Source organism: Flavobacterium piscis (assembly GCF_031457575.1).
Lineage (GTDB): Bacteria > Bacteroidota > Bacteroidia > Flavobacteriales > Flavobacteriaceae > Flavobacterium > Flavobacterium piscis_A.
Window position 1 is genome coordinate 112,419 of record NZ_JAVDWQ010000003.1, and the last position, 24,425, is coordinate 136,843.

General features: G+C 34.5%; 22 protein-coding genes. 10 read left to right on the plus strand and 12 right to left on the minus strand.

Annotated elements, in window-relative coordinates:
• Positions 1 to 156: 156 nt before the first annotated feature.
• The 4 genes from J2W48_RS05845 (at position 157) to J2W48_RS05860 (ending at position 2,945) form a co-directional block, all read left to right on the plus strand.
• Positions 157 to 1,545 carry a CmpA/NrtA family ABC transporter substrate-binding protein gene (locus tag J2W48_RS05845; RefSeq protein ID WP_310279328.1) on the plus strand — a complete coding sequence of 463 codons (1,389 nt, stop codon included), beginning with the start codon at positions 157 to 159 and terminating at the stop codon, positions 1,543 to 1,545.
• Positions 1,546 to 1,646: 101 nt separating this feature from the next.
• On the plus strand, positions 1,647 to 1,907 hold the full coding sequence (locus tag J2W48_RS05850) for a hypothetical protein (protein ID WP_310279330.1): 261 nt from the start codon (positions 1,647 to 1,649) through the stop codon (positions 1,905 to 1,907).
• The gene (locus J2W48_RS05855) at positions 1,898 to 2,359 is read left to right on the plus strand and encodes a hypothetical protein (RefSeq protein WP_310279332.1); all 462 of its coding nucleotides are present in this window, start codon (positions 1,898 to 1,900) and stop codon (positions 2,357 to 2,359) included. Before J2W48_RS05850 ends, J2W48_RS05855 begins: the two co-directional genes overlap by 10 nt.
• A 70-nt stretch (positions 2,360 to 2,429) precedes the next feature.
• Positions 2,430 to 2,945 (plus strand): hypothetical protein, encoded by a 516-nt coding sequence (locus tag J2W48_RS05860; RefSeq protein ID WP_310279334.1) that lies wholly within the window; start codon positions 2,430 to 2,432, stop codon positions 2,943 to 2,945.
• 61 nt (positions 2,946 to 3,006) lie between these two features.
• Here the strand turns inward: J2W48_RS05860 and J2W48_RS05865 are convergent, their stop codons facing one another.
• The 5 genes from J2W48_RS05865 to J2W48_RS05885 all read right to left on the minus strand — a co-directional run bounded on the left by J2W48_RS05865 (position 3,007) and on the right by J2W48_RS05885 (position 8,749).
• On the minus strand, positions 3,007 to 3,813 hold the full coding sequence (locus J2W48_RS05865) for an ABC transporter ATP-binding protein (protein ID WP_310279336.1): 807 nt from the start codon (positions 3,811 to 3,813) through the stop codon (positions 3,007 to 3,009).
• Between the two features lie 115 nt (positions 3,814 to 3,928).
• On the minus strand, positions 3,929 to 4,816 hold the full coding sequence (ntrB, locus tag J2W48_RS05870; protein ID WP_310279338.1) for a nitrate ABC transporter permease: 888 nt from the start codon (positions 4,814 to 4,816) through the stop codon (positions 3,929 to 3,931).
• A gap of 136 nt (positions 4,817 to 4,952) precedes the next feature.
• Entirely contained in the window at positions 4,953 to 6,182 is a 1,230-nt protein-coding gene (locus J2W48_RS05875) for a CmpA/NrtA family ABC transporter substrate-binding protein (RefSeq protein WP_310279340.1), read from the minus strand.
• Between the two features lie 27 nt (positions 6,183 to 6,209).
• Positions 6,210 to 7,661 (minus strand): alginate export family protein, encoded by a 1,452-nt coding sequence (locus tag J2W48_RS05880; RefSeq protein ID WP_310279342.1) that lies wholly within the window; start codon positions 7,659 to 7,661, stop codon positions 6,210 to 6,212.
• 383 nt (positions 7,662 to 8,044) lie between these two features.
• The gene (locus J2W48_RS05885) at positions 8,045 to 8,749 is read right to left on the minus strand and encodes a Crp/Fnr family transcriptional regulator (protein WP_310279344.1); all 705 of its coding nucleotides are present in this window, start codon (positions 8,747 to 8,749) and stop codon (positions 8,045 to 8,047) included.
• 277 nt (positions 8,750 to 9,026) lie between these two features.
• On the opposite strand from J2W48_RS05885, the gene J2W48_RS05890 reads away from it, so the two are divergent.
• The gene (locus J2W48_RS05890) at positions 9,027 to 12,545 is read left to right on the plus strand and encodes a molybdopterin-dependent oxidoreductase (RefSeq protein ID WP_310279346.1); all 3,519 of its coding nucleotides are present in this window, start codon (positions 9,027 to 9,029) and stop codon (positions 12,543 to 12,545) included.
• 79 nt (positions 12,546 to 12,624) lie between these two features.
• Positions 12,625 to 14,055 (plus strand): rubredoxin, encoded by a 1,431-nt coding sequence (locus J2W48_RS05895; RefSeq protein WP_310279348.1) that lies wholly within the window; start codon positions 12,625 to 12,627, stop codon positions 14,053 to 14,055.
• A 120-nt stretch (positions 14,056 to 14,175) separates the two neighbouring features.
• Here J2W48_RS05895 and J2W48_RS05900 read toward each other — a convergent pair whose 3' ends face one another.
• On the minus strand, positions 14,176 to 15,048 hold the full coding sequence (locus J2W48_RS05900; RefSeq protein WP_310279350.1) for a helix-turn-helix domain-containing protein: 873 nt from the start codon (positions 15,046 to 15,048) through the stop codon (positions 14,176 to 14,178).
• Between the two features lie 96 nt (positions 15,049 to 15,144).
• On the opposite strand from J2W48_RS05900, the gene J2W48_RS05905 reads away from it, so the two are divergent.
• On the plus strand, positions 15,145 to 15,507 hold the full coding sequence (locus J2W48_RS05905; RefSeq protein WP_310279352.1) for a DUF983 domain-containing protein: 363 nt from the start codon (positions 15,145 to 15,147) through the stop codon (positions 15,505 to 15,507).
• Between the two features lie 70 nt (positions 15,508 to 15,577).
• Entirely contained in the window at positions 15,578 to 16,453 is an 876-nt protein-coding gene (fabD, locus tag J2W48_RS05910; RefSeq protein WP_310279354.1) for an ACP S-malonyltransferase, read from the plus strand.
• A 144-nt stretch (positions 16,454 to 16,597) separates the two neighbouring features.
• Here the strand turns inward: fabD and J2W48_RS05915 are convergent, their stop codons facing one another.
• From J2W48_RS05915 to J2W48_RS05940, 6 genes are all read right to left on the minus strand, one after another.
• Positions 16,598 to 16,939: a hypothetical protein gene (locus J2W48_RS05915; RefSeq protein ID WP_310279357.1), complete on the minus strand. Its 342-nt coding sequence runs from the start codon at positions 16,937 to 16,939 to the stop codon at positions 16,598 to 16,600.
• Positions 16,940 to 17,135: 196 nt separating this feature from the next.
• Positions 17,136 to 17,291: a hypothetical protein gene (locus tag J2W48_RS05920; protein ID WP_310279359.1), complete on the minus strand. Its 156-nt coding sequence runs from the start codon at positions 17,289 to 17,291 to the stop codon at positions 17,136 to 17,138.
• A 103-nt stretch (positions 17,292 to 17,394) separates the two neighbouring features.
• On the minus strand, positions 17,395 to 17,928 hold the full coding sequence (locus J2W48_RS05925; RefSeq protein WP_310279361.1) for a YceI family protein: 534 nt from the start codon (positions 17,926 to 17,928) through the stop codon (positions 17,395 to 17,397).
• A 204-nt stretch (positions 17,929 to 18,132) separates the two neighbouring features.
• The gene (locus tag J2W48_RS05930) at positions 18,133 to 18,849 is read right to left on the minus strand and encodes a pirin family protein (RefSeq protein WP_310279363.1); all 717 of its coding nucleotides are present in this window, start codon (positions 18,847 to 18,849) and stop codon (positions 18,133 to 18,135) included.
• Between the two features lie 464 nt (positions 18,850 to 19,313).
• The gene (locus J2W48_RS05935) at positions 19,314 to 19,673 is read right to left on the minus strand and encodes a hypothetical protein (protein WP_310279365.1); all 360 of its coding nucleotides are present in this window, start codon (positions 19,671 to 19,673) and stop codon (positions 19,314 to 19,316) included.
• Positions 19,674 to 19,679: 6 nt separating this feature from the next.
• Positions 19,680 to 21,161, minus strand: a complete 1,482-nt coding sequence (locus J2W48_RS05940) for a helix-turn-helix domain-containing protein (protein ID WP_310279367.1) — start codon at positions 21,159 to 21,161, stop codon at positions 19,680 to 19,682.
• 209 nt (positions 21,162 to 21,370) lie between these two features.
• Here J2W48_RS05940 and aceB point away from each other — a divergent pair, with 209 nt between their 5' ends.
• Both aceB and aceA read left to right on the plus strand, forming a co-directional pair.
• The gene (gene aceB, locus J2W48_RS05945) at positions 21,371 to 22,972 is read left to right on the plus strand and encodes a malate synthase A (RefSeq protein WP_310279369.1); all 1,602 of its coding nucleotides are present in this window, start codon (positions 21,371 to 21,373) and stop codon (positions 22,970 to 22,972) included.
• A 126-nt stretch (positions 22,973 to 23,098) separates the two neighbouring features.
• Positions 23,099 to 24,379: an isocitrate lyase gene (aceA, locus tag J2W48_RS05950; protein WP_310279371.1), complete on the plus strand. Its 1,281-nt coding sequence runs from the start codon at positions 23,099 to 23,101 to the stop codon at positions 24,377 to 24,379.
• Positions 24,380 to 24,425: the final 46 nt, after the last annotated feature.

Here is a 24,425-nt window from a genome sequence, read left to right on the forward strand (position 1 = left end):
ATTAATCAAAAGCTCTTTTTTATAAAAATATACGTTAACAGTCACTATCCTTTTTTGAATGCAAATATTCTTTTAAAAGGAATGCTTTGCCATTCCTTATTTTTTTTTGAGTAAGTAAAATCCCAATTTAATTAGATAACCTAAAAATCAGTCAGTATGAAATCACCACTACTTAGATTGCCCCTGCTTTTTATAATGTTTTTTATTATTTTTAGTTTTAAAGATAAAAATTCAAATGAGACTTATTTTAAAGCCAAAATAACAGACCCTCCAACAACAAAAAGATTAGTTCTTGAGAAGCCAAATGTAACAATTGGATTCATAAAACTTACCGATATGGCTCCTTTGGCTATTGCAAAACATCTTGGTTTTTTTGAAGCTGAAGGCTTAAATGTAAAACTGGAAGTACAGGCTAACTGGAGAGATATTTTAGACAAAGTCCTTGATCAGCAAATAGATGGTGCACAGATGCTGGCCGGTCAGCCTATTGCTGCGGCAACTGGTTGTGGACGTCAGGGTGCTTTGATAACTACTTTTTCTATGGATTTGAATGGCAATGCCATTACAGTATCTAAAGATGTCTGGTCAAAAATTGTAGATAGTATTCCACAGGAATATGGAAGACCTGTACACCCAATCCCTGCAAATGCTTTGATGCCAGCTTTGAATCGCTACAAAAAAATAAATAAACCTTTTGTAATTGGAGTAGTTGCAGCTTATTCCAATCATAATTATCAGTTGCGTTATTGGCTTGCTGCCGGAGGGATTAACCCGGGGTTTTACAGTAACAGTAATATTCAGGGAAGTAAAGGCACAACTGGCGGGGATGTGTTATTAAATATAACGGCACCACCTCAAATGCCGGAAACATTGGTTGCAGGAACTATAAATGCGTATTGTGTAGGAGAGCCCTGGAATCAGCAAGCGGTTGATCAGGGTATTGGAGTACCCATTATAACAAGTAAAGAAATTTGGAAAAATCATCCCGAGAAGGTTTTTGTTATGACAAAGGAATTTGTCGAAAAATATCCAAATACGACCATTGCTATTACAAAAGCCCTGATTAAAGCAGGAAAATGGCTGGATGATCCGGCTAATAGAAAAGAAGCAACCCGTATTTTGTCAAAATCAGCTTATGTTGACGGAGAAAAGAGGGTAATAGATAATTCTATGTTGGGAACATTTGAATTTGAAAAAGGAGATGTAAGATCTGTTCCTGATTTTAATGTCTTTTTTAGATACAATGCGACATATCCTTATTATTCTGATGGTATTTGGTTTTTAACGCAAATGAAACGTTGGGGGCAAATTACAGAGCCCAAAACAAACGAGTGGTATCATACTAAAATCAAAGAGATCTATAAACCTGAAATTTGGAATACCGCCGCCAAATTATTACTGGAAGAAGGTTTTTTGACGAATGCCGAAATTCCTGTAACGGATGGTTACAAACCTCCAACTACCGAATTTATTGATAATATGCTTTATGATGGAAAAAAGCCTTTGGAGTATATTAAAGGTTTTAAAATTGGAATTAAAGATTAATTCTACAGTTTTTTAAATTTAAAAAAGAGCTTTTGATTGATTTCGGAAGCTCTTTTTTGTGTTTTTAATGGGTATATTTGGGATTAGAAATTAAAATATAAATGAAAATTATAACATGGAATTGTAATATGGTATTCAGAAAAAAGGCTGAATTTATTTTGACCTTTAATCCTGATATTGTTGTGATTCCTGAATGTGAAAATCCGGAAAAATTGAAATTTGCCAAGGAAACTAAATTCCCAACAGATATTCTGTGGTATGGTACAAATCAAAACAAAGGACTTGGTGTTTTCTCATACAGCGATTACCGATTTGAATTACTGGACTGCCATAATCCAATTTTCAAAAACGTATGCCAATAGCTGTTACGGGCGGAAAAATAGATTTTACTTTATTTGCGATTTGGGCAAATAATCCTCAAGATAAGGACGGACAGTATGTAACCCAAGTTTGGAAAGCAATAAATTATTATGAAGGATTAATTAAGGAAAACAAAACTATTTTAATTGGAGATTTTAACAGCAATACTATTTGGGATAAACCACGAAGAGAAGGGAATCATTCTACAGTGGTAAATAAATTAGAGACTAAGAAAATATTTAGTGCTTATCATTTATATTTTAATCAGATACAAGGAAAAGAAGAACATCCAACTTTATATATGTATCGACACGAAAATAAACCTTATCATATTGATTATTGTTTTGCTTCATCCGATTTTATATCAATGTTAGAAAGTGTTGAAGTCGGAAATTATCCAGACTGGAAAGATCATAGTGATCATAAACCACTAATAGTTAATTTCAATTTATAAATAGGCTAGCTCCTCGGACAGAAATAAGTTTACCGATAAAAAACCAAACAAACATTCATAAATTAACTCTATGCCTTATAAAATAGTGTTCTTTTTTCTAATTTTTTTAAGCCTTCAAAGTTTCTCACAAGAAAATACTGCGCTAACTCCGAAAGATATATATGTAAAAGAAGGTAAAGTTTATAAAAACATAAATGATTCGATTTTTACAGGATCGGTAGAAATTCGGAGATGGACTAACAATATATTACTAGCAAAACGAGATTTCAAAGATGGTTTTATAATACTTTCAACGGAATATTATAACAAAAGCAGTAAAGGCATCCCTTGTAGAAAATCCTATTATTATGATCATGAATTCTTTAAAAAGAAAAGACAAGATCGCTTAGATTTTGACGGAAGCGTAGATTCAACTATTTCTTTTGATGAAAATGGAAAAAAAATATTAGAAGAATATTATTCAGAAAATAAAATAACATATAGTTGTGAATATAAAGAAGGAAAGAAAAATGGAAAGGAATTATGCTTATCAAAAAAGAACGGGATGATAACCAATTTTTATGATAATGGAAAAAAAATAAAATAATATATTGGAGACGCAATGTTGTGCGTCTCCAATATAGCTTATAGCTCCATAAAAAGTGTCATTAATTTTTATACACCATCCCCATATCTTCAATAGAGAATTTATCTGTCAATAAATGCAATAATTTATCTCTTAAGGCAATATACTCGGGCATTTTTACGATTTCGATTTTGTTTCTTGGTCTTGGAAGGTGTACTTCTACAATTTCCTTGATTGTTGACGCAGGGCCGTTATTCAGAACTACAATTCTATCTGATAAAAACAACGCTTCTTCGATGTCATGCGTAATCATAACGATGGTTTTTTCGCGGTTATTTAAGTTCCATAATTTTAAAACTTCCAGTTGCATAGAACCTTTAGTCAGGGCATCCAAAGCACCAAAAGGCTCGTCTAAAAGCAATACTCCCGGATTTATGGCAAATGCTCTCGCAATGGCGACACGCTGTTTCATTCCGCCCGAAAGCTGTCCCGGCAATTTGTCTTTATGCTCGAAAAGATTCACCATTTTAAGGTTCTGGATCACAATTTCATGTTTCTCCTTTTTAGAACAATTCATTACCGAATCAACAGCCTGAAAAATATTTTCCTCAACGGTTAGCCACGGCAAAAGCGAATAATTCTGAAAAACGATTCCGCGATCCGGTCCTGGCCCTTTTATTTTCTGATTCGCTAATTCCACAGTTCCCGCGGTTGGGGTTAGCATTCCTCCAATGGCATTCATAATAGTCGATTTTCCACAACCGGAATGTCCGATAATCGAAATAATTTCTCCTTTTTTAATAGACAAATTAATGTCGCTAACTGCAATGTATTTCCCTTTTGGCGTTGGGAATGATATTTCTAAATTTTTTATTTCTAAATAACTCATAACTTTTAATTTTAGATTGTTGATTTTAGATTTTAGATTGTTTGAAGCTTTAGGTTTCAAGTTTTAACTAAAAAAAACTTAAAATCTTAGCCACTTAGAAACTCAGAAACTTTTTTTACGCTTTATAAGCCACTTTACTTTCAATAAAAGTGAATAATTTGTCGAAAAGAAGGCCAACGATTCCGATGATGATGATAGCTGAGATTACTTTTTCTAAACTTAGGGCATTCCAGCTGTCCCATACAAAAAATCCAATTCCTGCACCGCCTGAAAGCATTTCACCGGCAACGATTACCAGCCAGGCAACACTGATGCTTAAACGCAATCCAGTAATGATATGAGGCAAGCTGTACGGAATTAAAATTTTGGTTAAGTAACGCATTTTTGAAAATCCGAATGCTTTTGCTACATTTTTATGATCTTGCGGAATCGAAGCCACTCCAAAAGAAGTATTGATTAAGGTAGACCAAAGTGAAGTAATGAAAACTATAAAAATAGTAGCCATTCCGGTATCTTTAAAAACGACCAATCCAATTGGGAACCATGCCAAAGGCGAAACCGGTTTTAAAAGCTGTACAATCGGATAAAAAATTTGTTTACAAGTGGTACTGGCTCCCATCAAAATCCCAATAGGAATCGCTATTAATGATCCTAATAAAAATCCAAATAAAACAGTTTTGATTGAATTAAATAATTGTAATCCAATGCCTTTGTCATTAGGTCCATAATCGTAAAAAGGATCACTCAGCATTTCTTTCAAAACGGTAAAAGTCGCTAGAGGTCCCGGAAGAGCTTCTTTGGTATAAATGCTAAGTAAACTCCAAAATCCTATAAAAACAAGGACTCCAACTCCGGCTAACAAAGTCGATTTTAATTTGGCTGCAAATTGACCCATTATTAATTTAAACTTCTCGCTTTTTACTGAATCATTGATAGTTTCCGAAGTCAAAACCTCGGCTTGACCGGAAATATCTCTTAGTGTTAATGTATCTTTATCTGACATGGCATTGTAATTTAAAATTTGAAAATTATATTTAATGAATATCTAGTATGAAGTTAATTTTACCACAGATTAAAGAACTTTAAGTAGGTTTAATAATAGCATTAAATCTGTGGTGGAAATAAACTCAGTAAGCACTTTATTTTTTAACTACTTTTAAATATCCTGCAGGATCCGAAGGGTCAAAAATCGTTTTATCCATTGTTAATGAGAAAGGCTTCATGTCATCATTTGGAACTTTTACCTTCATGCTCTTTGCAACTTCTTCGTATAAATCCTGTAAAATCAGTTTGTCTGCAATTGCTTTATAATTAGGAGCTTCTTTTAAATATCCGAATCTTACAAATTGTGCCATTGCCCAGATAGCATGTGATTTACGTGGATAATTTACCGCACCGTCTTTGTGAAATAACATATAATCTTTAGCATAAACCTGAATTCCCTGATTACATCCCAGATCATAATTACCCATCAATCTGTTTTCAATAACATCTGCAGGAGCGTTCACATAAGGCGCTTTACCGATAATTGCTGCCGCTTTTTTACGATTGGCAGGATTGTCTAACCAAATACAGGCTTCTAAAACTGCCTTCATTACTTTTACAAGATCAGTTCTGCGCTTTTCACTGAATTCTTTATTGACAACCAATGCTTTTTCAGGATGGTCTTTCCAGATATCCTGAGATGCCACTTGCGTAAAACCAATTCCCTGTTTTACGGCAACACCGCCCCAAGGTTCTCCAACACAAAACCCGTCCATATTACCAACCTTCATATTGGCTACCATTTGCGGAGGCGGAATCGTAATGATTTTAGATGTTTTTTGACTCACACCTGCAATTGCCATCCAGTTACGCAACCACAAATCGTGCGTTCCTCCGGGAAATGTCATAGCGAAAGTCACTTCTTTGTCCGCTTTTAATTTTGCTGCTACAACGGGGGCTACTTTATTCATTTGCTTGAAACCCACTTTTCCGCAAAAATCTTTTGAAAGTGTAATCGCCTGACCATTTACATTCAGCATCATGGCGATTTTCATTTCAGAACCTGCTTTTCCTCCTACCCCTGTGTAAACCGAAAACGGCATAGAATACAGACAGTGCGCTCCGTCTAATTCCCCGGTTAAAATTTTATCACGAACATTTGCCCATGATGATTCTTTGGTTACAACTACTTCAACACCATATTTTTTAAACAATCCCAATTCTTTTGCCATTACGATTGGGGAACAGTCAGTAAGTGGGATAAATCCTAGTTTTACCGGTTCATTCTGAGCAGTAACTTCTGAAAAAGAAGTTACTAAAAGAAGTACGAAGGTTACTATTGTTGTTTTGAAAACCCTTGTTGTGTGTGTGTGTAATTTTTTCATTTTAAATAGATTTAAAAATTATTTGAATTATTTCTTAGCCAGAAAATTGGGTTTGATATTTAGCATTACATAAGCAAATTGTGGAGTTAAATCGGCATTGGTAACATTTTTAACTGCTGTTGAAGCCATAGAGTTGGTCGCTTTCATGATTGAATAACCGGCTTCGATATTGATAATTTTGGTTAGATTGTATTTTACAAGTAAATCAATTTCAGTTCCTAAATATGAATTTAGTTTTCCGCCAGCTCCATCAGATAGTGTATTGGCAGCTTCAAAACCGTGTACATCTAAAAAGAAACTCAGATTGTCTTTGGCGTTATATTTCATTTTAAAGAAATAATTCAGCAAGCCTTGTTTTCCAAAACCATTGGCAGCATAAAAATAATCCATGGTTCCCCAGAATTTATGTGGCGTTCCGTACAGAGGATCAAAACGATGGTTATCAGACGTAGCGGTTACAGCTTCTGTTCCGTCATCACCGGACAAATAATCAACGCCGGGACCAATGAATAATTTTCTTCCAATTTGTAAAGTTGATGTAATAGAAGCCATGTTAGCATTTAAAGCTCTTCCATCTTTATCATGGCTGCCTTGATGATAAAGACTTCCTGTGAAATTTAATTTTCGGGTTGGGTTAGTATTAAAATAAATTCCCGTAGTGTTTCTGTTCCAGGTTCCCTCTCCATTTACCTTAGTTGTTACGGCTGGTGTTCCTGAAGTGACCATAGTATATTTATTAAAATCGTCTTTAAAGAATAGAAATGATAAATCTCCAAAGAAGAATTTCTTACCTATATATGCATATTGAAACGATTTGTACATGGTTCCAATTCCGTTTGTTCCTGCACCATACGCAGGATTTGTTCCGTTGTAGATCGTTCCGGTATTATTTTCTTTATTTTGATTAAAAGCAGCTCCAACATCTACAATCCACCCTTTGTTTGCATATTTAAAAATAATCGCATCATGTCGTCTACCTTGCTGCAACCAGTCTAAGCCTCCTAAAACTTTCTGATCATCATAAGCAATCTCCTGACGTCCTGCTTTTACAGATAAATTCTGAATTGTACTTAATGTATCTACTAATGAAATTTCTGCCCAGGCTTCATGAAATAAAATTCCGTTATTCACTTCGGTCGTTGTTTTATTGATAGAAGATGCATCCTGACCCCAAACACGAACATCCTGCAATGAGGTGTAAACTTTAAAACGATAACCTGTATATCCTGCAGATAATCTTGTTCTCTGACTGGTAAACAAGGCCGCTTTATCTCCGTCTTGTTGCAACGTTCCCTGTCCGGCACGCATTTCAACACGGTCTCTCAACTGACCAGTAAATGTAAATTGTGCTTTTGCTTCGTAATTTGCTAAGAGAGTAATAGCAAATCCTAAAACAAGTGATTTTGTTATTTTTGATGTAAAAACAGAGTGCTTTCTTAAATTCTGTTGATCAATTATTAGTTGGGTTAATTTTGACATGGTTATTTGTTTTGATTAGTATGAGGCAAACTTACATACGTACTAATACTTAAGTACTATATTTATCCCATGTTAAAACATTTTTTTTTAACTGAAAAAATCGTTTTAAAATCAATTTATTTACTGCGTTATTGCATAAATTTTAAAATAACCTAAGTGAAATAAGGGGTGTTGAGATATTTAAATTCTGGAATTTTGACTACTATTTAAAAGAAATAGAATTTATATAAGAGAAAATGAATAGTTTTTTAAGTGTTTTTTGACATAAAAAAACTGAATAGATTAAAATATACGTAGAAATTATTTTAACAGGTAGTAATAATTACTTAAAAAAAGGAGATTTTTAATTCAGGTATAGTTTTTTGAAGAAGAAATTTTGGAGTTTAGAAATACTTGTGTTCCATAATTTCGGATTGTAATTTCGGAAGTGCCAGTAAGCCAATTCTTTTGCCAACGGTTTTGATAAGTGCTTCTTTTTTAAGGCTTGAAAGCACACGGATTGCCTGTTCTTCAGTAGTACCGGCAAAGTCGGCTATTTCTTTTCGGGAAAGTTCAATTTCAATTAAGCCATTGGTTTGACCAAATTTACGGTGAATGTATAATAGTAAATCAATTACGCGTTCACGAACATTCATGTGAGCAATTTTTCGAATATTATTCTCGCTTTTGTTTAATTCATCAGCATAAAATAGCATTAGGGCATACGTAAATTCAGGAACATTCTGAAGAATTTCCATCATCGTTTCATTACTGAAATTACATAAAACAGTATCTTCGAGTGCATAAGCCCCTATTAAATAGCGTTTGCTGGTTCCAAAACCACGAAACCCAATTGTATCTCCGTTTTTGGTTAGCCTGACAATTTGTTCACGACCATTAATACCGGTTTTTACAGTTTTTACTTTTCCTTTACAAATAAAGTACAATCCCTGAATTGGAGCACCTTCAATAATAAACTGATGAGATTTTTTACATACGAAGCTGTGCTTTTTCGCAACATACTGCTTCATCTGCTCTAAGTGCAGGTGTTTTTTTATAAAACAGTTTTCGTTTGTACAGGTATAACAAATGGCCAATTCTTCTTTCATGGTATCCCTTTTTATTGATTTCCTACTTAATCCATAGTAATTAGTGAAGAGTGATTAGCTTTTTGTTTATTTTGATTTTATGCCTTTATACTAATAACTATTCACTTCAGCACTGTACAATTCTGTTCCTTATTTATTTTGATTCAAAAATATGAAAATAAATTGATAAAATAAGTATTTATACGTAAAAATACTTATTTTTGTATGGCTTAAAATAAGTGCTTTTTCTAAAGCCTTGTCAAAAGACCTTAATTGTAGTATTTAAAAGATAACCAGAATGCAAAACACAAAAATCAAAACTACCTGTTCATATTGTGGCGTTGGCTGCGGAATTATCGTTACAAATGATGCGAAAAATGGTGTGATGGTTGAAGGTGACAAAGACCATCCTGTAAATAAAGGAATGTTGTGTTCTAAAGGAATGAATTTGCATTATGTAGTTAATGATACTTCAGACAGGATTTTGTATCCACAAATGCGCGGAAGCAAAACATATCCGTTGGAACGTGTAAGCTGGGATACTGCAATTGATCGTGCAGCGGCTGTTTTTTCTTCGATAATAAAAAAACATGGCCCGGATAGTGTTGGTTTTTATATTTCAGGCCAATGTTTAACCGAAGAATATTATCTGGTAAATAAATTGGTAAAAGGTTTTTTAAAAACCAATAATATAGATACCAATTCCAGACTTTGTATGAGTTCAGCAGTTGTGGGATATAAAAAGACGTTTGGGGAAGATTCTGTTCCAATTGCCTATGACGATATCGAATTGGCAGACACATTTTTGATTACCGGAGCAAATCCGGCATGGTGTCATCCCATTTTATTCAGAAGAATTGAAAAGCACAAAGAAAATAATCCTAAGGTTAAAATAATCGTCATTGATCCAAGAAGAACGGATACGGCTGCTTTTGCCGACTTGCATTTGCAGATTATTCCGGGTTCTGATATTATTTTATATCACGCGATGGCAAAACGTATCATTGAAAAAGGGTATGTAGATCATGATTTTGTAAAAAACAATGCGGAAAATTTTAAAGAATATAAAAATTTAGTTTTAAATACTTCACTGGAAAAAGCATCAAAATTATGTGGAATTTCAGTAAACGATATCAAACTCGCTGCTGACATCATCGGAAAAGCAAAAGGATTTATTTCGCTTTGGGCTATGGGACTAAATCAGAGCGTAGTAGGTGTTGATAAAAATACAGCCTTACTGAATTTATCATTGTTAACCGGACAGGTAGGAAAACCTGGCTCCGGACCCTTCTCATTAACGGGACAACCAAATGCAATGGGTGGGCGTGAAGTAGGCGGAATGGCCAATTTATTAGCCGCGCACAAAGATTTAGCCAATCCGGAACATCGAAAAGAGGTTGCAGATTTTTGGGGAGTTGATGCTATTTCAGAAAAACCGGGCCTGACAGCTACAGAGATGTTTGAAGCGTTAGAATCTGGAAAGATGAAAGCCGTTTGGATTATCTGTACAAATCCTTTAGTGAGTTTGCCAGATTCCCGTCGGGTCGAAAAAGCACTGCAAAAAGCAAAATTTGTTGTCGTTCAGGATATCTCACACAATGCAGATACAGCTAAATATGCCGATTTATTATTGCCTGCAGCCGGATGGTTGGAAAAAGATGGTACAATGACCAATTCTGAGCGTCGTATTTCGTATTTGCCAAAAGGGATAAATGCTCCCGGTGAAGCGCTTCCGGATATTGAAATCCTGATTCGTTTTGCTAAAAAAATGAATTTTAACGGTTTCAATTTCAATAATGCCGAAGAAATTTACAAAGAGCATTGTGCGCTGACCAAAAACACCAATATTGATATTTCGTTCTTAAATTATAACCGATTAAAAACCGAAGGTACTTTTCAATGGCCGGTTCCTGATTACGGACATCCCGGAACACCTCGTCTTTTTACGGATAAAAAATTCTATACACCATCACAAAAAGCAATTTTCAATTTGCCAGCTGCAATTGAAAACAGATCAGAGCCACCAAGTCCGCAATTTCCGTTTATCCTGACCACAGGAAGGGTTCGTGACCAATGGCATACGATGACAAAAACAGGAAAAGTTTCGCGTTTAATGACGCATACACCAAGTCCGGTTTTGGAAATAAATCCAATTGATGCCTTTAAATCCGATATCAAAGATGGTGATATTGTTATTGTAACCAGTAAAAACGGAGAAGTTCGCGTAAAAGCAAAAGTTACGGATTCAATCAAAGAAAAAGTGGTTTTTCTGCCAATGCATTGGGGAAAACAACTTGAAAATGATTTAAACCGAACCAATAATTTAACGAATACCTTAATTGATCCGGTTTCCAAAGAACCAGACTTTAAATATACTACCGTTGCTATTACCAAATATGTAAAGCCTTTTCAAAAAATTGCAATTGTGGGAGCGGGGGCTGCGGCTTTCCGTTTTATACAAAATTACAGGGAATTTAATTCTACTGATGAAATTGTGGTTTTTTCAAATGAAATAAATCCGTTTTATAATCGTGTGTTGCTACCGGAATATATGACAGGCGAATTTACATGGCAGCAATTATTAAAAGTTAAGGATGGAGAAGCACTAAATAAATTGAAAATTACCATGAATGCAGGTGTTGCTGTTGGTAAGATAAATGCAGCTGACAAAACAATAATAGACACTTTAGGCGATACACATACTTTTGATTCCCTGATTTTAGCTACCGGAAGCCGCCCTTTTGTGCCGGAAAATGCTCAGTTACATTTGCCGGGACGCTTTACTGTTAGACGAAAAGAAGATGCTGATCGTTTAAAAAAACACCTTGATGACACAAATTTGCCTCCGGAAGAACAGCACGTTGTGATCGTTGGAGGAGGTTTGCTGGGATTAGAATTGGCCGCAGCCTTAAAACATAAAAAAGTAAAAATTACTATAATTCAAAGAGCTTCACGTTTGATGGAACGCCAGCTGGACCGTGTTTCAAGTAAATTATTGGCAGAAGAAGTACAGCTTCGTGATATTCAGATTTATTTTGATAATGAAGTAAGTACTGTTTTTGAAACTGATAATGATAACGAACTTGAAATTGCCCTGAAAAGTGGGCGTATCATTACTGCAAATGCTATTGTGTACACAATTGGAACAATTCCAAATATTGAAATAGCAAGAGAAACAGGTCTAGCCTGTGGTCGTGGGGTAAAGGTAAACCAGTATTTACAATCGTCGAATCCTGATATTTATGCCATTGGAGAAATTGCTGAATTCAATAATCAGTTATTCGGAATCACATCTGCTGCAGAAGAACAAGCCGATATTCTGGCTAATTTTTTGGCCGGAGATATTAGTAGCTACTATAAAGGTTCTGTTTTAATGAATATCCTGAAATTGGAAGATATTAATTTGTGTAGTATCGGAGATATTGAGATTCCGGAAAATGATGATTCTTATGAAGAAATTATCTTTGCCGATTTAAAACAGCGTTATTATAAAAAATGTATCGTTAAAAATGATTTGTTGGTTGGAGCTATTTTAATGGGTGACAAAAATGAGTTTGCCGAATTTAAAACGATGATCGAAAGTAAAATCGAATTATCAGACAAGCGAAATTCATTGCTAAGGGGAAGTTCAAATGCCAAGCCGGTTCTTGGAAAATTAGTTTGTTCCTGCAGTCAGGTTGGAGCCGGAAACATTGAGGAAACCATTAAAAGTGGTGTGAACAATTTTACTGATTTATGTAAAAATACAGGAGCAGGATTAGGTTGTGGAAGTTGTAAAACAGAGGTTAAAGAGATTTTAGCGAAATGTAAAGTATAGATTAGTTTTCAGTCGCAGTAATCAGTTTTTATACTGAGAAAACTGAGACTGAGACCTAAAACTGTAAACTAAAGAAAACATGGAATTAACGAGATTAATAGTAAAGGGAGGCGTTATTTCGCCAGGGGAACTTAAAGAAGTTGTCAATATGGCTGCGGATCAGGGTTTAGATTCGATTTCATTTGGTTCAAGACAGGATATTATTTTTCCAAAAGGCTTTAAAGCTTTGGATAAAGAAAAAATGGGGAAACATCATTTTGTTTTTCCGGATGAAAAGAGTGGTAATAATATCGTTTCTTCTTATGTTTCTACGGATATTTTCAGGAATACCAATTGGCTTACCGGAAACCGTTTTTTATATATATTAGAGCAATTTAAAGAACAGCCAAAACTTAAAGTTAATATCAACGACCCAAAGCAACAATTGGTTCCGTTGTTTACCGGGCATCTTAATTTTATTGCTTCTGAGCATGAAGATTACTGGTATTTGTACATTCGTTTACCGAAATGGCAGCGTATGGAAGTATATCCCGTATTAATTTACAGTTGGGATATTGCCACCTTTTACTATGAAATTGAACGTATTGTTTCTAAAGAATCATGCGGTATTGATATGATCTTTAGTCTGGCAAGTGAAGCTTTGAATACCAATAACCGAACTATCGATAAACCTTTAAATGTACCGTTTTATCCTTTTCCGTACTACGAAGGCATGAACCGAATGGGAATCGACCAGTATTGGCTTGGTTTGTATTGGAGAAACAATCTTTACGATTTGGATTTTCTGAAAGAAATGTGCGATTTATGCTTCGATTGTAAAATCGGGAAAATATGTATCACACCCTGGAAATCATTTATTATAAAAGGAATTCCAAAAGACCGAAAACTGGAATGGGAGAAATTTTTAGGAAAAAAAGGAATCAATGTCCGTCATTCACTTTTAGAATTGAACTGGCATTTACCGGTAGCAATGGAATGGGCTTTAAACCTGAAAACCTTTTTAGTAAGAACACTGGATCAATTTGATGTCAGTACCTATGGATTAAATTTCGGAATTTCGGAATATAATCGAGACGGGCATTATTTTACTTCGATTGTAGTCGAAAAAAATGATTTGCCCAAAGATCTGGAATCGATTAAAATTCGTGATACTTATAATGTATTGTATGCGAAGAATTTCGATCCGAATACGCGTGAATATATTGTGCATTCACAAGATATTGATAAGTTGGAATTGCCAACCATTTTGATTGAACTGAGCCGAAAATACTTTGAAGAATTAGGAAACTCAGTTCCTGAAACAACTGAAAATACGCAGAAAAAAGAAAAAACACAATTGGATATTTACCAATGTCAGGAATGTCTAACCACTTATAATCCGGAATATGGAGATGAAAGCCAGAACATTCCAAAAGGCATTCTGTTTACCGATTTAGCCGAAACCTATTGCTGTTCCTTATGTGAAGCGCCAAAAAGCAATTTCAAAATTCTGGAAGCTGTAACCATTTAATTTTTTCACCATATAAAGTGATATAAGATAATTTAAGTTTTTTCGTCACATTGAGCGAAGTCAAAATGCTTTTTGATAACAGAATATAAGCCAAAGTTAAATGAACTTATATTATATGGTTTAATTTTTCAGTTTTTTTAAATCCCGAAATCCAGTTGGAGAAAGCCCAGTATGTTTTTTGAAAACCCTCGAAAAATAGGAGTAATCATCATATCCAATGGCAGAAGCAACTTCGTTTACCGCAAATTGTTTGTCTGTCAGCATCCGTTTGATTTCAAGAATTACCCGACCCATAATCACTTCTGTCGCTGTTTTTTGTAAAATTTCATTACAAATTCGGTTGAGGTGTTTTAGGGTGATATTTAATTTGTCAGCATAAAAAGAAGGTGATTTTTCTTGTTTGAAGTTCAGTTCCAAAAGCTTTTCAAATGTATTGATTTTGACATTGTATGAATGCGTCTGATGTGAGTGGGTCTCGTTGTATTTGCGTACAATTTCAATATGGATGCAATCCAGTAGATTCAGCATTTTATCCAATTGAAAATTATTATGCTGCATATTTTCTTTACTTAAAAGATTAAAATAAGGCAAAATATTTGGTATTTCTTTGGCTTCAAAAAGCATTTCCGGCCGATTGTGAATCGAATGAAAAAAATTATAATCATTAATTTTTTTCTGCCCGAAATATAAATTGTAAAGTTCCTGCGAAAATATAATCACAAAACCTTCAATGTCATCAGACAAACTCCAATGATGCATTTGCCCGGGCTGCAAGACAAATAAGCTTCCTTTTTGGATTTCGAATCTGTCAAAATCGATTTCATGAATTCCGGAACCATGTGTGAAAAAGACCATCAAATAAGAATCATGCCGATGAGGTTCTTCGACAAAACTGTGGCTTTTTAAATGTTCCTTAAAAGTGTTTACATAAAAATCACGATGGATATCATTACAACTAAAATTCTGAACACTATAAACAGGGTACTTTTTCATAACAAAATGTCTTTATTGTGCTATATGTAGCGAAGATATAAAAAAGGTTTTGATAGAATGTATTTTACCTTTGTTTAAATAAAAAACAGCAAAGTCATGTCAAATACACTAGCCCATATTTTAAAAAACGAATGTCCACATTGTCATACAGGAAAAGTTTTTAAAGACAAGAATATTTTCCTGAATTTCGGCTTTCCAAAAATGAATGAAACATGCAGTCATTGTCATTATAAGTTCCAAAAAGAACCGGGTTATTTTTTTGGGGCAATGTACGTCAATTACGGATTGACCGTGGCGCAGGCTATTGCGACCTATTGCGTAGCTCAATTTTTCTTCGAAAAAACATTCGATTTAAGAATTATTCCAATTATTGCAGCGGTAATTATTGTATTTTCCTTCTTTAATCTGCGATTTTCAAGATTGTTGTGGATTTATATGTTTAAGAATTATACAAGCTAAAAAAATGTTATTTTTGCCTTTAAAATTGAAACTAATTTCAACTTAAAATATCAATCTTTAAATTAGACAAATGAAGGCATACGTATTTCCGGGTCAGGGTGCACAATTTCCAGGAATGGGCAAAGACTTATATGAAACATCTCCATTAGCAAAAGAATTATTCGAAAAAGCAAACGAAATTTTAGGTTTCAGAATCACAGATATTATGTTTGAAGGCACTGCCGAAGAACTAAAAGAGACAAAAGTGACACAGCCGGCCGTTTTTTTACATTCGGTTATCCTGGCCAAAACTTTAGGCGGGGATTTCAAACCTGAAATGGTAGCGGGACATTCTTTAGGAGAATTTTCAGCTTTGGTAGCGAATGGAACTTTATCTTTTGAAGACGGTCTGAAATTAGTTTCACAACGTGCTTTGGCTATGCAAAAAGCCTGCGAAATAACACCTTCAACAATGGCTGCAGTTTTAGGATTGGCAGACAATGTGGTAGAAGAAGTTTGTGCTTCTATTGACGGAATTGTTGTCGCTGCAAATTATAACTGTCCGGGACAATTAGTAATTTCAGGAGAAACATCGGCAGTAGAAAAAGCGTGTGAGGCAATGAAAGCGGCAGGAGCAAAACGTGCATTGATTTTACCTGTTGGAGGGGCATTTCACTCCCCAATGATGGAGCCTGCAAGAGAAGAACTGGCAGCAGCTATTGAAGCGACTACTTTTTCTACTCCAATTTGTCCGGTATACCAAAACGTAACGGCAAGCGCAGTTTCTGATGCTGACGAAATCAAAAAGAACTTAATTATTCAATTGACTGCTCCTGTAAAATGGACACAATCGGTACAGCAAATGATCGCTGATGGCGCGACTTTATTTACAGAAGTAGGTCCTGGGAAAGTATTGGCAGGTTTGATTGGCAAAATTGATAAAGAAGCCGTTACTGCGAATGCTTAAATTTTAGTATTTAATATACCCTAAAATAAAAAAAACCTTCTTAGACAAATAGTTTAAGAAGGGTTTTTTGTGTGGGCATTAATTTTATGTGTTGATTTTTAAATTAAGTCTAAAATTTAGTTTCTGTTGTTGCTTACTGAGTTGTTATTCTAATCTCATCAAATCGAAATACATAAATCTATGTTCTTCTTCTTTATCTGATTCTAAAAGAAATACGAAATCATTCTTTGTATAAATTGCCATTTGTTTTGGTTGATTATATGCGTCTAAAATTAATAATCGACAAGCAGGTTTATGCTCAATAAATGTCCAACCTTTGATAAAATCTAGTAATTGGTGAGAAAAACCATTTCCTTGGTAATTTTTATTTATTCCTAATCTTGCGATTTTAACTGCGGGATATTGTCTGATTCTTTTCTCGTTAGGGAGCCTGATTTTTCTATGCAATTTATTCCAAATAGAATTTTCATAGCCTAAATCATTCAAGCAATCATTTGATATAGAAAAGAAGGCAACTATTTCATTGCCTTCCTTAAAATAAATATGTATTTGTAATTTTTTCGTTTTGAAAATTTTTGGAATCTTGAATTAAGAATTCATTTATTTTTTCGTCTTCACAATCAAAACTGTTTAAAATTTCATCGTCATTTAACAATGAAAAAGCAAAATTCGACAAATCCATTTATGCTTTTTTAGCCATCACTTTGCTTACTAAAGCAAATATTTTAGCTTTTTTCGCTTCAGAAATTTTATTTGTCTTACTTGTAGATATGACAGCATTGAACCTTTCAGATTCCTTACCTTTTACTATTGGAGTAATTTTAATTGTTGTTGCCATAATCTTTAATTTAATTAAAAATATATTTTTATTTGCAAATATACAAATTTTGAATCATTTTGATTTTCGCTTATATGGGCAATAATCTTAATAAAAGTAATAATTACGCCTGTTTAGCAAACTGCAATTCAATATTCAGTTTAACTTCTTCACCAACTAAAACTCCCCCAGTTTCAAGAGCAGAGTTCCAGTTTAACCCCCAGTCTTTACGGTTAATTTTCCCTTCTATACTTAAACCTACTTTAGTATTTCCCCAAGGATCAGTCATGATACCGCTAAATTCTACAGGAAATTTCACTTCTTTTGAAACACCTTTGATAGTTAAATCTCCAACTATTTCGTAGTTTCCAGCATCAATTTTTTTGAAAGATGAAGCTTTGAACGTTAATTTTGGATTGTTCTCTACATCAAAAAAGTCTGCACTTCTTAAGTGGCCATCTCTGTCTGCATTTGCAGTATCAATAGATGCAATATCTCCAGAAAATTCAATTGCAGCATTCTCGAAGCTGTCTCCTTCTGTAGTGATTGTTGCATCGTAAGTTCCAAATTTTCCTGAAACATTGGTAAACATCATGTGTTTTACTTTAAAACCAATTTCTGAGTGAGTTGGGTCAATTGACCATTTTGTAGTTGCCATAATTTTATTTTTTAAATATTAATTTCATTTTGATAAGACAAATTTACGTTGAGAGTATTCTAAAGGCACTTAACCTAGATTAAGAAATAATAAAAACGTAATTATTTGATAATTAATTGTTTTTACGAATTGAAAAACCGACAAACAAAATCTTTCGGAATCTGTCTGTCGGTTAAAAAAAGAATGTGTTGTGTTTTTTATGAATTAATAATTCATCGGAATATCCATTAATAAAAACTCAGCATCTGTATTCGCTATAATTTCTAAAGTATCAGTTCCTGAAATTCCAACAGCATCACGGGTGTTTAATTCCTGGCCGTTGATGGTTACGTTTCCTTTTAAAACAAAAGCATAAACGCCGTTCCCTTCTTTTTTGATTTTATATTCTGTTGCAATTCCGGCATCAAAATTCCCCATATTAAACCAGGCATCCTGATGAATCCAAACTCCTTCATCATCAGCATTTGGCGATAAGATTTGTGATAATTTATTGTGTCTGTCTGCAACATCCAAAGTAATTTGTTGATAACGCGGTGTTACATTTCTTTTATTTGGATACAACCAGATTTGTAATAATTTAGTTTGCTGATCTGCATTTGGGTTAAACTCACTATGCTGAACTCCGGTTCCCGCACTCATTACCTGAATATCGCCATTTTTGATGATTTCAGTATTTCCCATGCTGTCTTTGTGTGCTAAATCACCTTCTAAGGGGATCGTAATGATTTCCATATTATCGTGAGGATGTGTTCCAAAACCCATTCCGCCAGCAATCGTGTCATCGTTTAAAACCCGAAGTGCTCCAAACTGGACTCTTTCCGGGTTGTACCAGCTTGCGAAACTAAAACTGTGATAAGCGTTAAGCCATCCGTGATTTGCATTTCCTCTTGTTTCTGCTTTGTGCAATACTATATTTTCCATGATTTATATGTTTTGTTATTTTGATAGTACAAATTTACAATCAACATCAATGAAATGCACTTAATGTAGATTAAGAAAAGATTCTGAGGTTCTGAGTTGCTAAGAATCTAAGTTTTAAATTGTGGAAGTTTTTTCGGGAGCAGTAATATTTAGTTTCAAAAAACCTCTGGTCCTGCTATCCGCTATATCTATTGTTGCGAACCCCGCAACAATAGGATGTCGCTTCTATCAGGGCTCAAATTAGAAATTTTATTTTCAGAAGTGTCTGTAAAAAAAATGACAAAGGTTTGAAGATTTTGAAGTTAACCATTCAGTTTGTTATCTCGACGAAGGAGTAATCTCCGCAAGTAGCTCGACAAACATTGGCTATTAATAGGGTTGGAATATCCAGTTTGATCTCTCCTTCGTCGAGATGACAAGATTGAGATGAATAATTATGTCGAAAGTCTTAAAAAAAAACTGAATTATTTAATTTTGATTAATTTCCCTTTACCAACTATTTCGTCAAGATAATTTGCAGAGGAACTTTTCTTATCATGCATGTAAAATAGAATAGTGTCTTTTTTGATTTGATCTTTTGAAATACTTATAATTAAATCAGTATTTATGAAATTATCCAATAGTATTGTGTTGCCATAAGAGATTTTTCCTTTTGGCAAATACTTGTTGTCAAAAACAAAAACACTATCCTTAAAAGTAATTTTATCTTTTTGGATGTATAAATAGTTGTCTTCAATTAAATAATTATATCGGCCATTAAGTTTGTCTGTTTTCTGGTTTAAGTTGATAGAAAGCAGAGTTATTATTATAAACAAATATTTCATAACATTCTAGCTATATTGATTAATAAACTGTTGTACAACCGCATCCGTATTCTCATGACGTTTTTTTATTTCCAAAGCAATTGGCGGAGCTGCTCTTTCAAGGCAATCTTTTACATCGCAGGTTTCGCAGGTAACACCAACAATTCTTTTAACAAGAGGTTTTCCATCAATGAATTTGAATTTCTTTTTCATTGCCGGAGTAATCAGAATCCCGACAGAAATACTGCGGATATTATTCTCTACAAACGGATCCTTGGTGGCCGATGAAAAAACTAAATATTCATTGCCGCTATGAACGTAACTCGAAATCTGGGCATCAAAAAAATGGGGTTTGTTTTGTCTGATCGCTTCGTTTATCGTTTTAACCGAAACCCATCTTCTGCAATAGTGCTCGTTGGTTTCGTTTGCGTGCGGCTCTTGCTGATTTGTTATATGTAATTCTTTCTTTATCTGATAAACATCAGAACCAACTGGATGTGACATTCTCAAAAAGAATAAATTTTTAAGCTGAAAATCCTTTGGTAATAAATTGGTTAATCTTTGGTAAAATGATTCCGGAGAAACTTCAAAGCTTTCTATTAGTGCTACAAATTCTTCCGGATTTGGTTTTTCATTATGTAAAAAATCATTGATTTTAGTAACAACCAATTGTCTTGGCAACAATAGCGCTCCCGCAAAATAAGAAGCATAAAAGTTATGTAAAACCTGATCAAAATTATCAAACTTTATCCAGCTGAAAGTCAATAACCGATCTGAAATTTTCAGATAATTATAAGCAATTTCTTTAGCCAGAACAAAAGCTTTCTGAGGATCATCAATTTCTGTCGAAAGCAGTAAGGTTTTACTTTTCGGAACATAAATCGAACGTAAATCACCCAGGGCTTCCTGATCTGTAAAAGCAATTTCATTAATTGTGTATTCGTACTCTTCTTTTAAAATTGCCTCTAACTCTTCAACGCTAATTTTAGAATCTAAATTAATCTGAAACGACTTCGAAAACGCAATTACTTTATCTTCTAAATCCTCAAAATAATTACTGTGTGCTTCCTGATAAGATCTTAAGGCAGCAAGAAAAAAACTTTCTCTACTCAGATTATAATGTTGCGCAATTTCAATAATGGTGCTAATAAACGCATTGACTTTGGCCGGTGCATTGGCAATAATATCAATTAAATCAGCTTCCTGAATCCCAAAAAGCTCTAGCGGGATCTCTTTTAAAATACCCGATCTCAGGATTTCGCCAATCGGAGCGAGGTTATTATCCAGTTTTAAGGATACTAATTGATCATAAGGGATGTCTAAATGTTGGCATAAAAGCAAAATCTTATCCGTCTTTGGGTATTTTTTACCCTTTTCAATTTCGTTTAAGTACGATTTTGAAAGATTGGTCAATTTGGCTAAGCCAAAAAGGGAAAGATTTTTTTGGGTTCTGACTTGTTTCAATTTTAGCCCAAATATCAGCTTTATATAGTCTTTTTCGATATCCATGAATCAAATATAGTTATTATAAAAATAATCGCCAAAAAATTATTTTTAATATTTAGCGAACGTTCGCTTGTTTTGTAAAAAACTTTTTTCTAATATTGTGGTGTAGAAATTATTAGATATGTAATTGATTGCTAAATAAATGTTTTTAAGAGACATAAATAGATAAAGCGATAACGTATTGATTAATTAGAAAATTAAAATTCACAGTTATGAAAAACCAATTAGAGATTACTGAGGCGGCAATGGAATTTTTAGCCGAAAAGAACCCTTCTTATCCAACTATTTGGACAGAAGAAGCAATTGCTTTTATAGCCGATTTGCATCGAAAATTCGAATCGCAACGAAAATTGTTGTTGTTGCAACGCGACCAAAAGCAAGTAACTTTTGATCAGGGCGTCATGCCATCTTTTCCTTCAGATACCAAAAGCGTTAGAGAGAGTAATTGGACAGCTGGGGAAATTCCGAAAGATTTATTAGACAGAAGAGTGGAGATCACCGGACCAGTTGATCGTAAAATGATTATCAACGCTTTGAATTCCGGAGCCAAAACTTTTATGGCCGATTTTGAAGACAGCACTTCACCAACCTGGCAAAATTTAATGGATGGTCAAATGAATTTAATTGATGCTGTAAACAAAACGATTTCTTACACTGATGAAGTTAAAAACAAAAATTATCAGTTAAATGAAAAAACAGCTACACTAATAGTTCGTCCAAGAGGTTTGCATTTGCCAGAAAAGCATCTTTTGATTGAAGGAAAAGAAGTTTCGGGTTCATTAGTAGATTTTGGTTTGTATGTTTTTCATAATCATAAAAGGCTTTTAGAAAATAATTCAGGACCATACTTCTATATTCCAAAATTAGAGCATTATCTGGAAGCCCGCTGGTGGAATAATGTAATTGATTTTACAGAGGATTATTTGAAACTAGAAAGAGGAACCATAAAAGTGACGGTTTTAATTGAAACCATAACGGCGAGTTTTCAGTTAGACGAAATTATATACGAATTGAAAGAACATATCGTTGGCTTGAACTGTGGACGTTGGGATTATATTTTCTCTTACATCAAGAAATTCCGAAAAAATTCAAAGTTTATCGTTCCGGACCGCGATCAGGTAAATATGTCTTCGCCTTTTATGAATGCCTATTCGAATTTGGTTATCCAAAGATGTCATAAAAGAGGGATTCATGCTATTGGCGGAATGGCAGCCCAGATTCCGATTAAAAATAATGAAGAAGCCAACGCTGTTGCTTTTGCAAAAGTAAAAACCGATAAAGAACGTGAAGTTCGCAACGGTCACGACGGAACCTGGGTAGCACATCCTGATTTGGTTTCGTTGGCAAAAGAAGTTTTTGATAAAGGTATGCCAACTCCAAATCAAATTCATATTAAAAGGGAACATCGTAAAATAACAGAAGCAGACCTGATTGAACCGCCAATCGGAATCATAACAGGAAATGGTGTTCGAAAAAACATCAATGTTGGAGTTTTGTATTTGGCCTCCTGGCTCAACGGACAAGGTGCAGCAGCTTTACATAACTTAATGGAAGACGCTGCAACTGCCGAAATTTCGAGATCGCAATTGTGGCAATGGCTTCAGAATAAAGTGACTTTGGATAATGGCAAAATTTTAAATCTGGCTTATTATCATGAATTGGCTTTAGATGAATATCAGAAAATTAAATCGGAATTAGGAGAAGAAAATTATGAAAAACGTCAATTTCCTTTAGCCGAAAAAGTATTGGAAAGATTAGTGGTAAATACTGATTTTGTTGACTTTTTGACTATTCCGTGTTACAAATACCTATAAATAATTAAAAATTTGGAATTAAAAGTTAAAAACATTTTTTCACGCAGATTTAGCAGATAACGCAGATTTTTAATTCTCAATTTTTAATTGAATAAAATGCTTTACTAACCAACTTAACTATTATTTATGAAAACAACAGAAGACAGAATTCAGGAATTGATTAACGATTGGATTACAAACCCAAGATGGAAAGGTGTTGAACGTCCTTACACCGCGACAGAAGTAGTGACACTTCAGGGTTCGTATCAAATTGAGCATTCTATTGCCAAAATGGGAGCGCAAAAATTATGGAGAAAGTTAAAAAGTCAGGATTATGTTGCTGGTTTGGGCGCGTTGACAGGAAATCAGGCGATTCAGGAAGTCGATGCTGGTTTAGAAGCGATTTATTTAAGTGGCTGGCAGGTTGCTGCCGATGCAAATTTGGCTGGAGAAATGTACCCCGATCAATCGCTATATCCGGTAAACAGCGTTCCGATGGTGGTAAAAAAAATCAATAATGCCTTGTTGCGCGCTGATCAGATTCAGACCGTAAATGAAGTTGAAGACAAAAAAGATTATCTGGTTCCGATCGTGGCTGATGCCGAAGCTGGTTTTGGGGGAAACCTAAACGCTTTTGAACTTATGAAATCAATGATTGAAGCCGGAGCATCAGGAGTTCATTTTGAAGATCAATTGAGTTCGGCTAAAAAATGCGGGCATTTAGGGGGAAAGGTTTTGGTACCAACGCAAGAGGCCATAAATAAATTGATTGCGGCGCGCCTGGCTTCAGATGTTATGGGAGTTTCAACTCTTATTGTAGCAAGAACAGATGCCGATGCGGCTAATTTATTAACAAGTGATGCTGATCCAAGAGATGCCAAATTCATTACAGGCGAAAAAACGAACGAGGGTTTTTTCTATGTAAAAAATGGTATCGAGCAGGGAATTGCGAGAGGTTTGAGCTACGCACCGTATGCCGATTTGATTTGGATGGAAACCAGTAATCCGGATTTGGTTTATGCGAAAAAATTTGCAGATGCCATGAAAAAAGAATTTCCGGATAAAATGCTGGCTTATAATTGTTCGCCATCCTTTAACTGGGCTGCAAAATTATCTGTTGCAGAAATGGAAACGTTCAGAGAAGATTTGGCGGCAATGGGATATAAATTTCAGTTCATTACTTTGGCCGGTTTCCATGCTTTGAATACGAGTATGTTCGAATTATCTAAAGCGTATAAAGAAAGAGGAATGGCCGGCTACTCTGAATTACAGGAAAGAGAATTTGCTTTGCAGAAAAACGGATTCAGAGCGGTAAAACATCAGGCTTTTGTTGGAACTTCTTATTTTGATGCCGTGCAAAATACGGTAACAATCGGAAGATCTTCAACCACCGCTATGAAGCATTCTACGGAGGTTGAACAATTTTAATTTTTAATTCAAACAAAAACACGATCCCGTTCAAGGATCGTGTTTT

Coding starts and splice junctions, on each gene's coding strand:
- J2W48_RS05845 (WP_310279328.1), top strand. CDS start 157: ATGAAATCACCACTACTTAGATTGCCCCTGCTTTTTATAATGTTTTTT.
- J2W48_RS05850 (WP_310279330.1), top strand. CDS start 1,647: ATGAAAATTATAACATGGAATTGTAATATGGTATTCAGAAAAAAGGCT.
- J2W48_RS05855 (WP_310279332.1), top strand. CDS start 1,898: ATGCCAATAGCTGTTACGGGCGGAAAAATAGATTTTACTTTATTTGCG.
- J2W48_RS05860 (WP_310279334.1), top strand. CDS start 2,430: ATGCCTTATAAAATAGTGTTCTTTTTTCTAATTTTTTTAAGCCTTCAA.
- J2W48_RS05865 (WP_310279336.1), bottom strand. CDS start 3,813: ATGAGTTATTTAGAAATAAAAAATTTAGAAATATCATTCCCAACGCCA.
- ntrB (WP_310279338.1), bottom strand. CDS start 4,816: ATGTCAGATAAAGATACATTAACACTAAGAGATATTTCCGGTCAAGCC.
- J2W48_RS05875 (WP_310279340.1), bottom strand. CDS start 6,182: ATGAAAAAATTACACACACACACAACAAGGGTTTTCAAAACAACAATA.
- J2W48_RS05880 (WP_310279342.1), bottom strand. CDS start 7,661: ATGTCAAAATTAACCCAACTAATAATTGATCAACAGAATTTAAGAAAG.
- J2W48_RS05885 (WP_310279344.1), bottom strand. CDS start 8,749: ATGAAAGAAGAATTGGCCATTTGTTATACCTGTACAAACGAAAACTGT.
- J2W48_RS05890 (WP_310279346.1), top strand. CDS start 9,027: ATGCAAAACACAAAAATCAAAACTACCTGTTCATATTGTGGCGTTGGC.
- J2W48_RS05895 (WP_310279348.1), top strand. CDS start 12,625: ATGGAATTAACGAGATTAATAGTAAAGGGAGGCGTTATTTCGCCAGGG.
- J2W48_RS05900 (WP_310279350.1), bottom strand. CDS start 15,048: ATGAAAAAGTACCCTGTTTATAGTGTTCAGAATTTTAGTTGTAATGAT.
- J2W48_RS05905 (WP_310279352.1), top strand. CDS start 15,145: ATGTCAAATACACTAGCCCATATTTTAAAAAACGAATGTCCACATTGT.
- fabD (WP_310279354.1), top strand. CDS start 15,578: ATGAAGGCATACGTATTTCCGGGTCAGGGTGCACAATTTCCAGGAATG.
- J2W48_RS05920 (WP_310279359.1), bottom strand. CDS start 17,291: ATGGCAACAACAATTAAAATTACTCCAATAGTAAAAGGTAAGGAATCT.
- J2W48_RS05925 (WP_310279361.1), bottom strand. CDS start 17,928: ATGGCAACTACAAAATGGTCAATTGACCCAACTCACTCAGAAATTGGT.
- J2W48_RS05930 (WP_310279363.1), bottom strand. CDS start 18,849: ATGGAAAATATAGTATTGCACAAAGCAGAAACAAGAGGAAATGCAAAT.
- J2W48_RS05935 (WP_310279365.1), bottom strand. CDS start 19,673: ATGAAATATTTGTTTATAATAATAACTCTGCTTTCTATCAACTTAAAC.
- J2W48_RS05940 (WP_310279367.1), bottom strand. CDS start 21,161: ATGGATATCGAAAAAGACTATATAAAGCTGATATTTGGGCTAAAATTG.
- aceB (WP_310279369.1), top strand. CDS start 21,371: ATGAAAAACCAATTAGAGATTACTGAGGCGGCAATGGAATTTTTAGCC.
- aceA (WP_310279371.1), top strand. CDS start 23,099: ATGAAAACAACAGAAGACAGAATTCAGGAATTGATTAACGATTGGATT.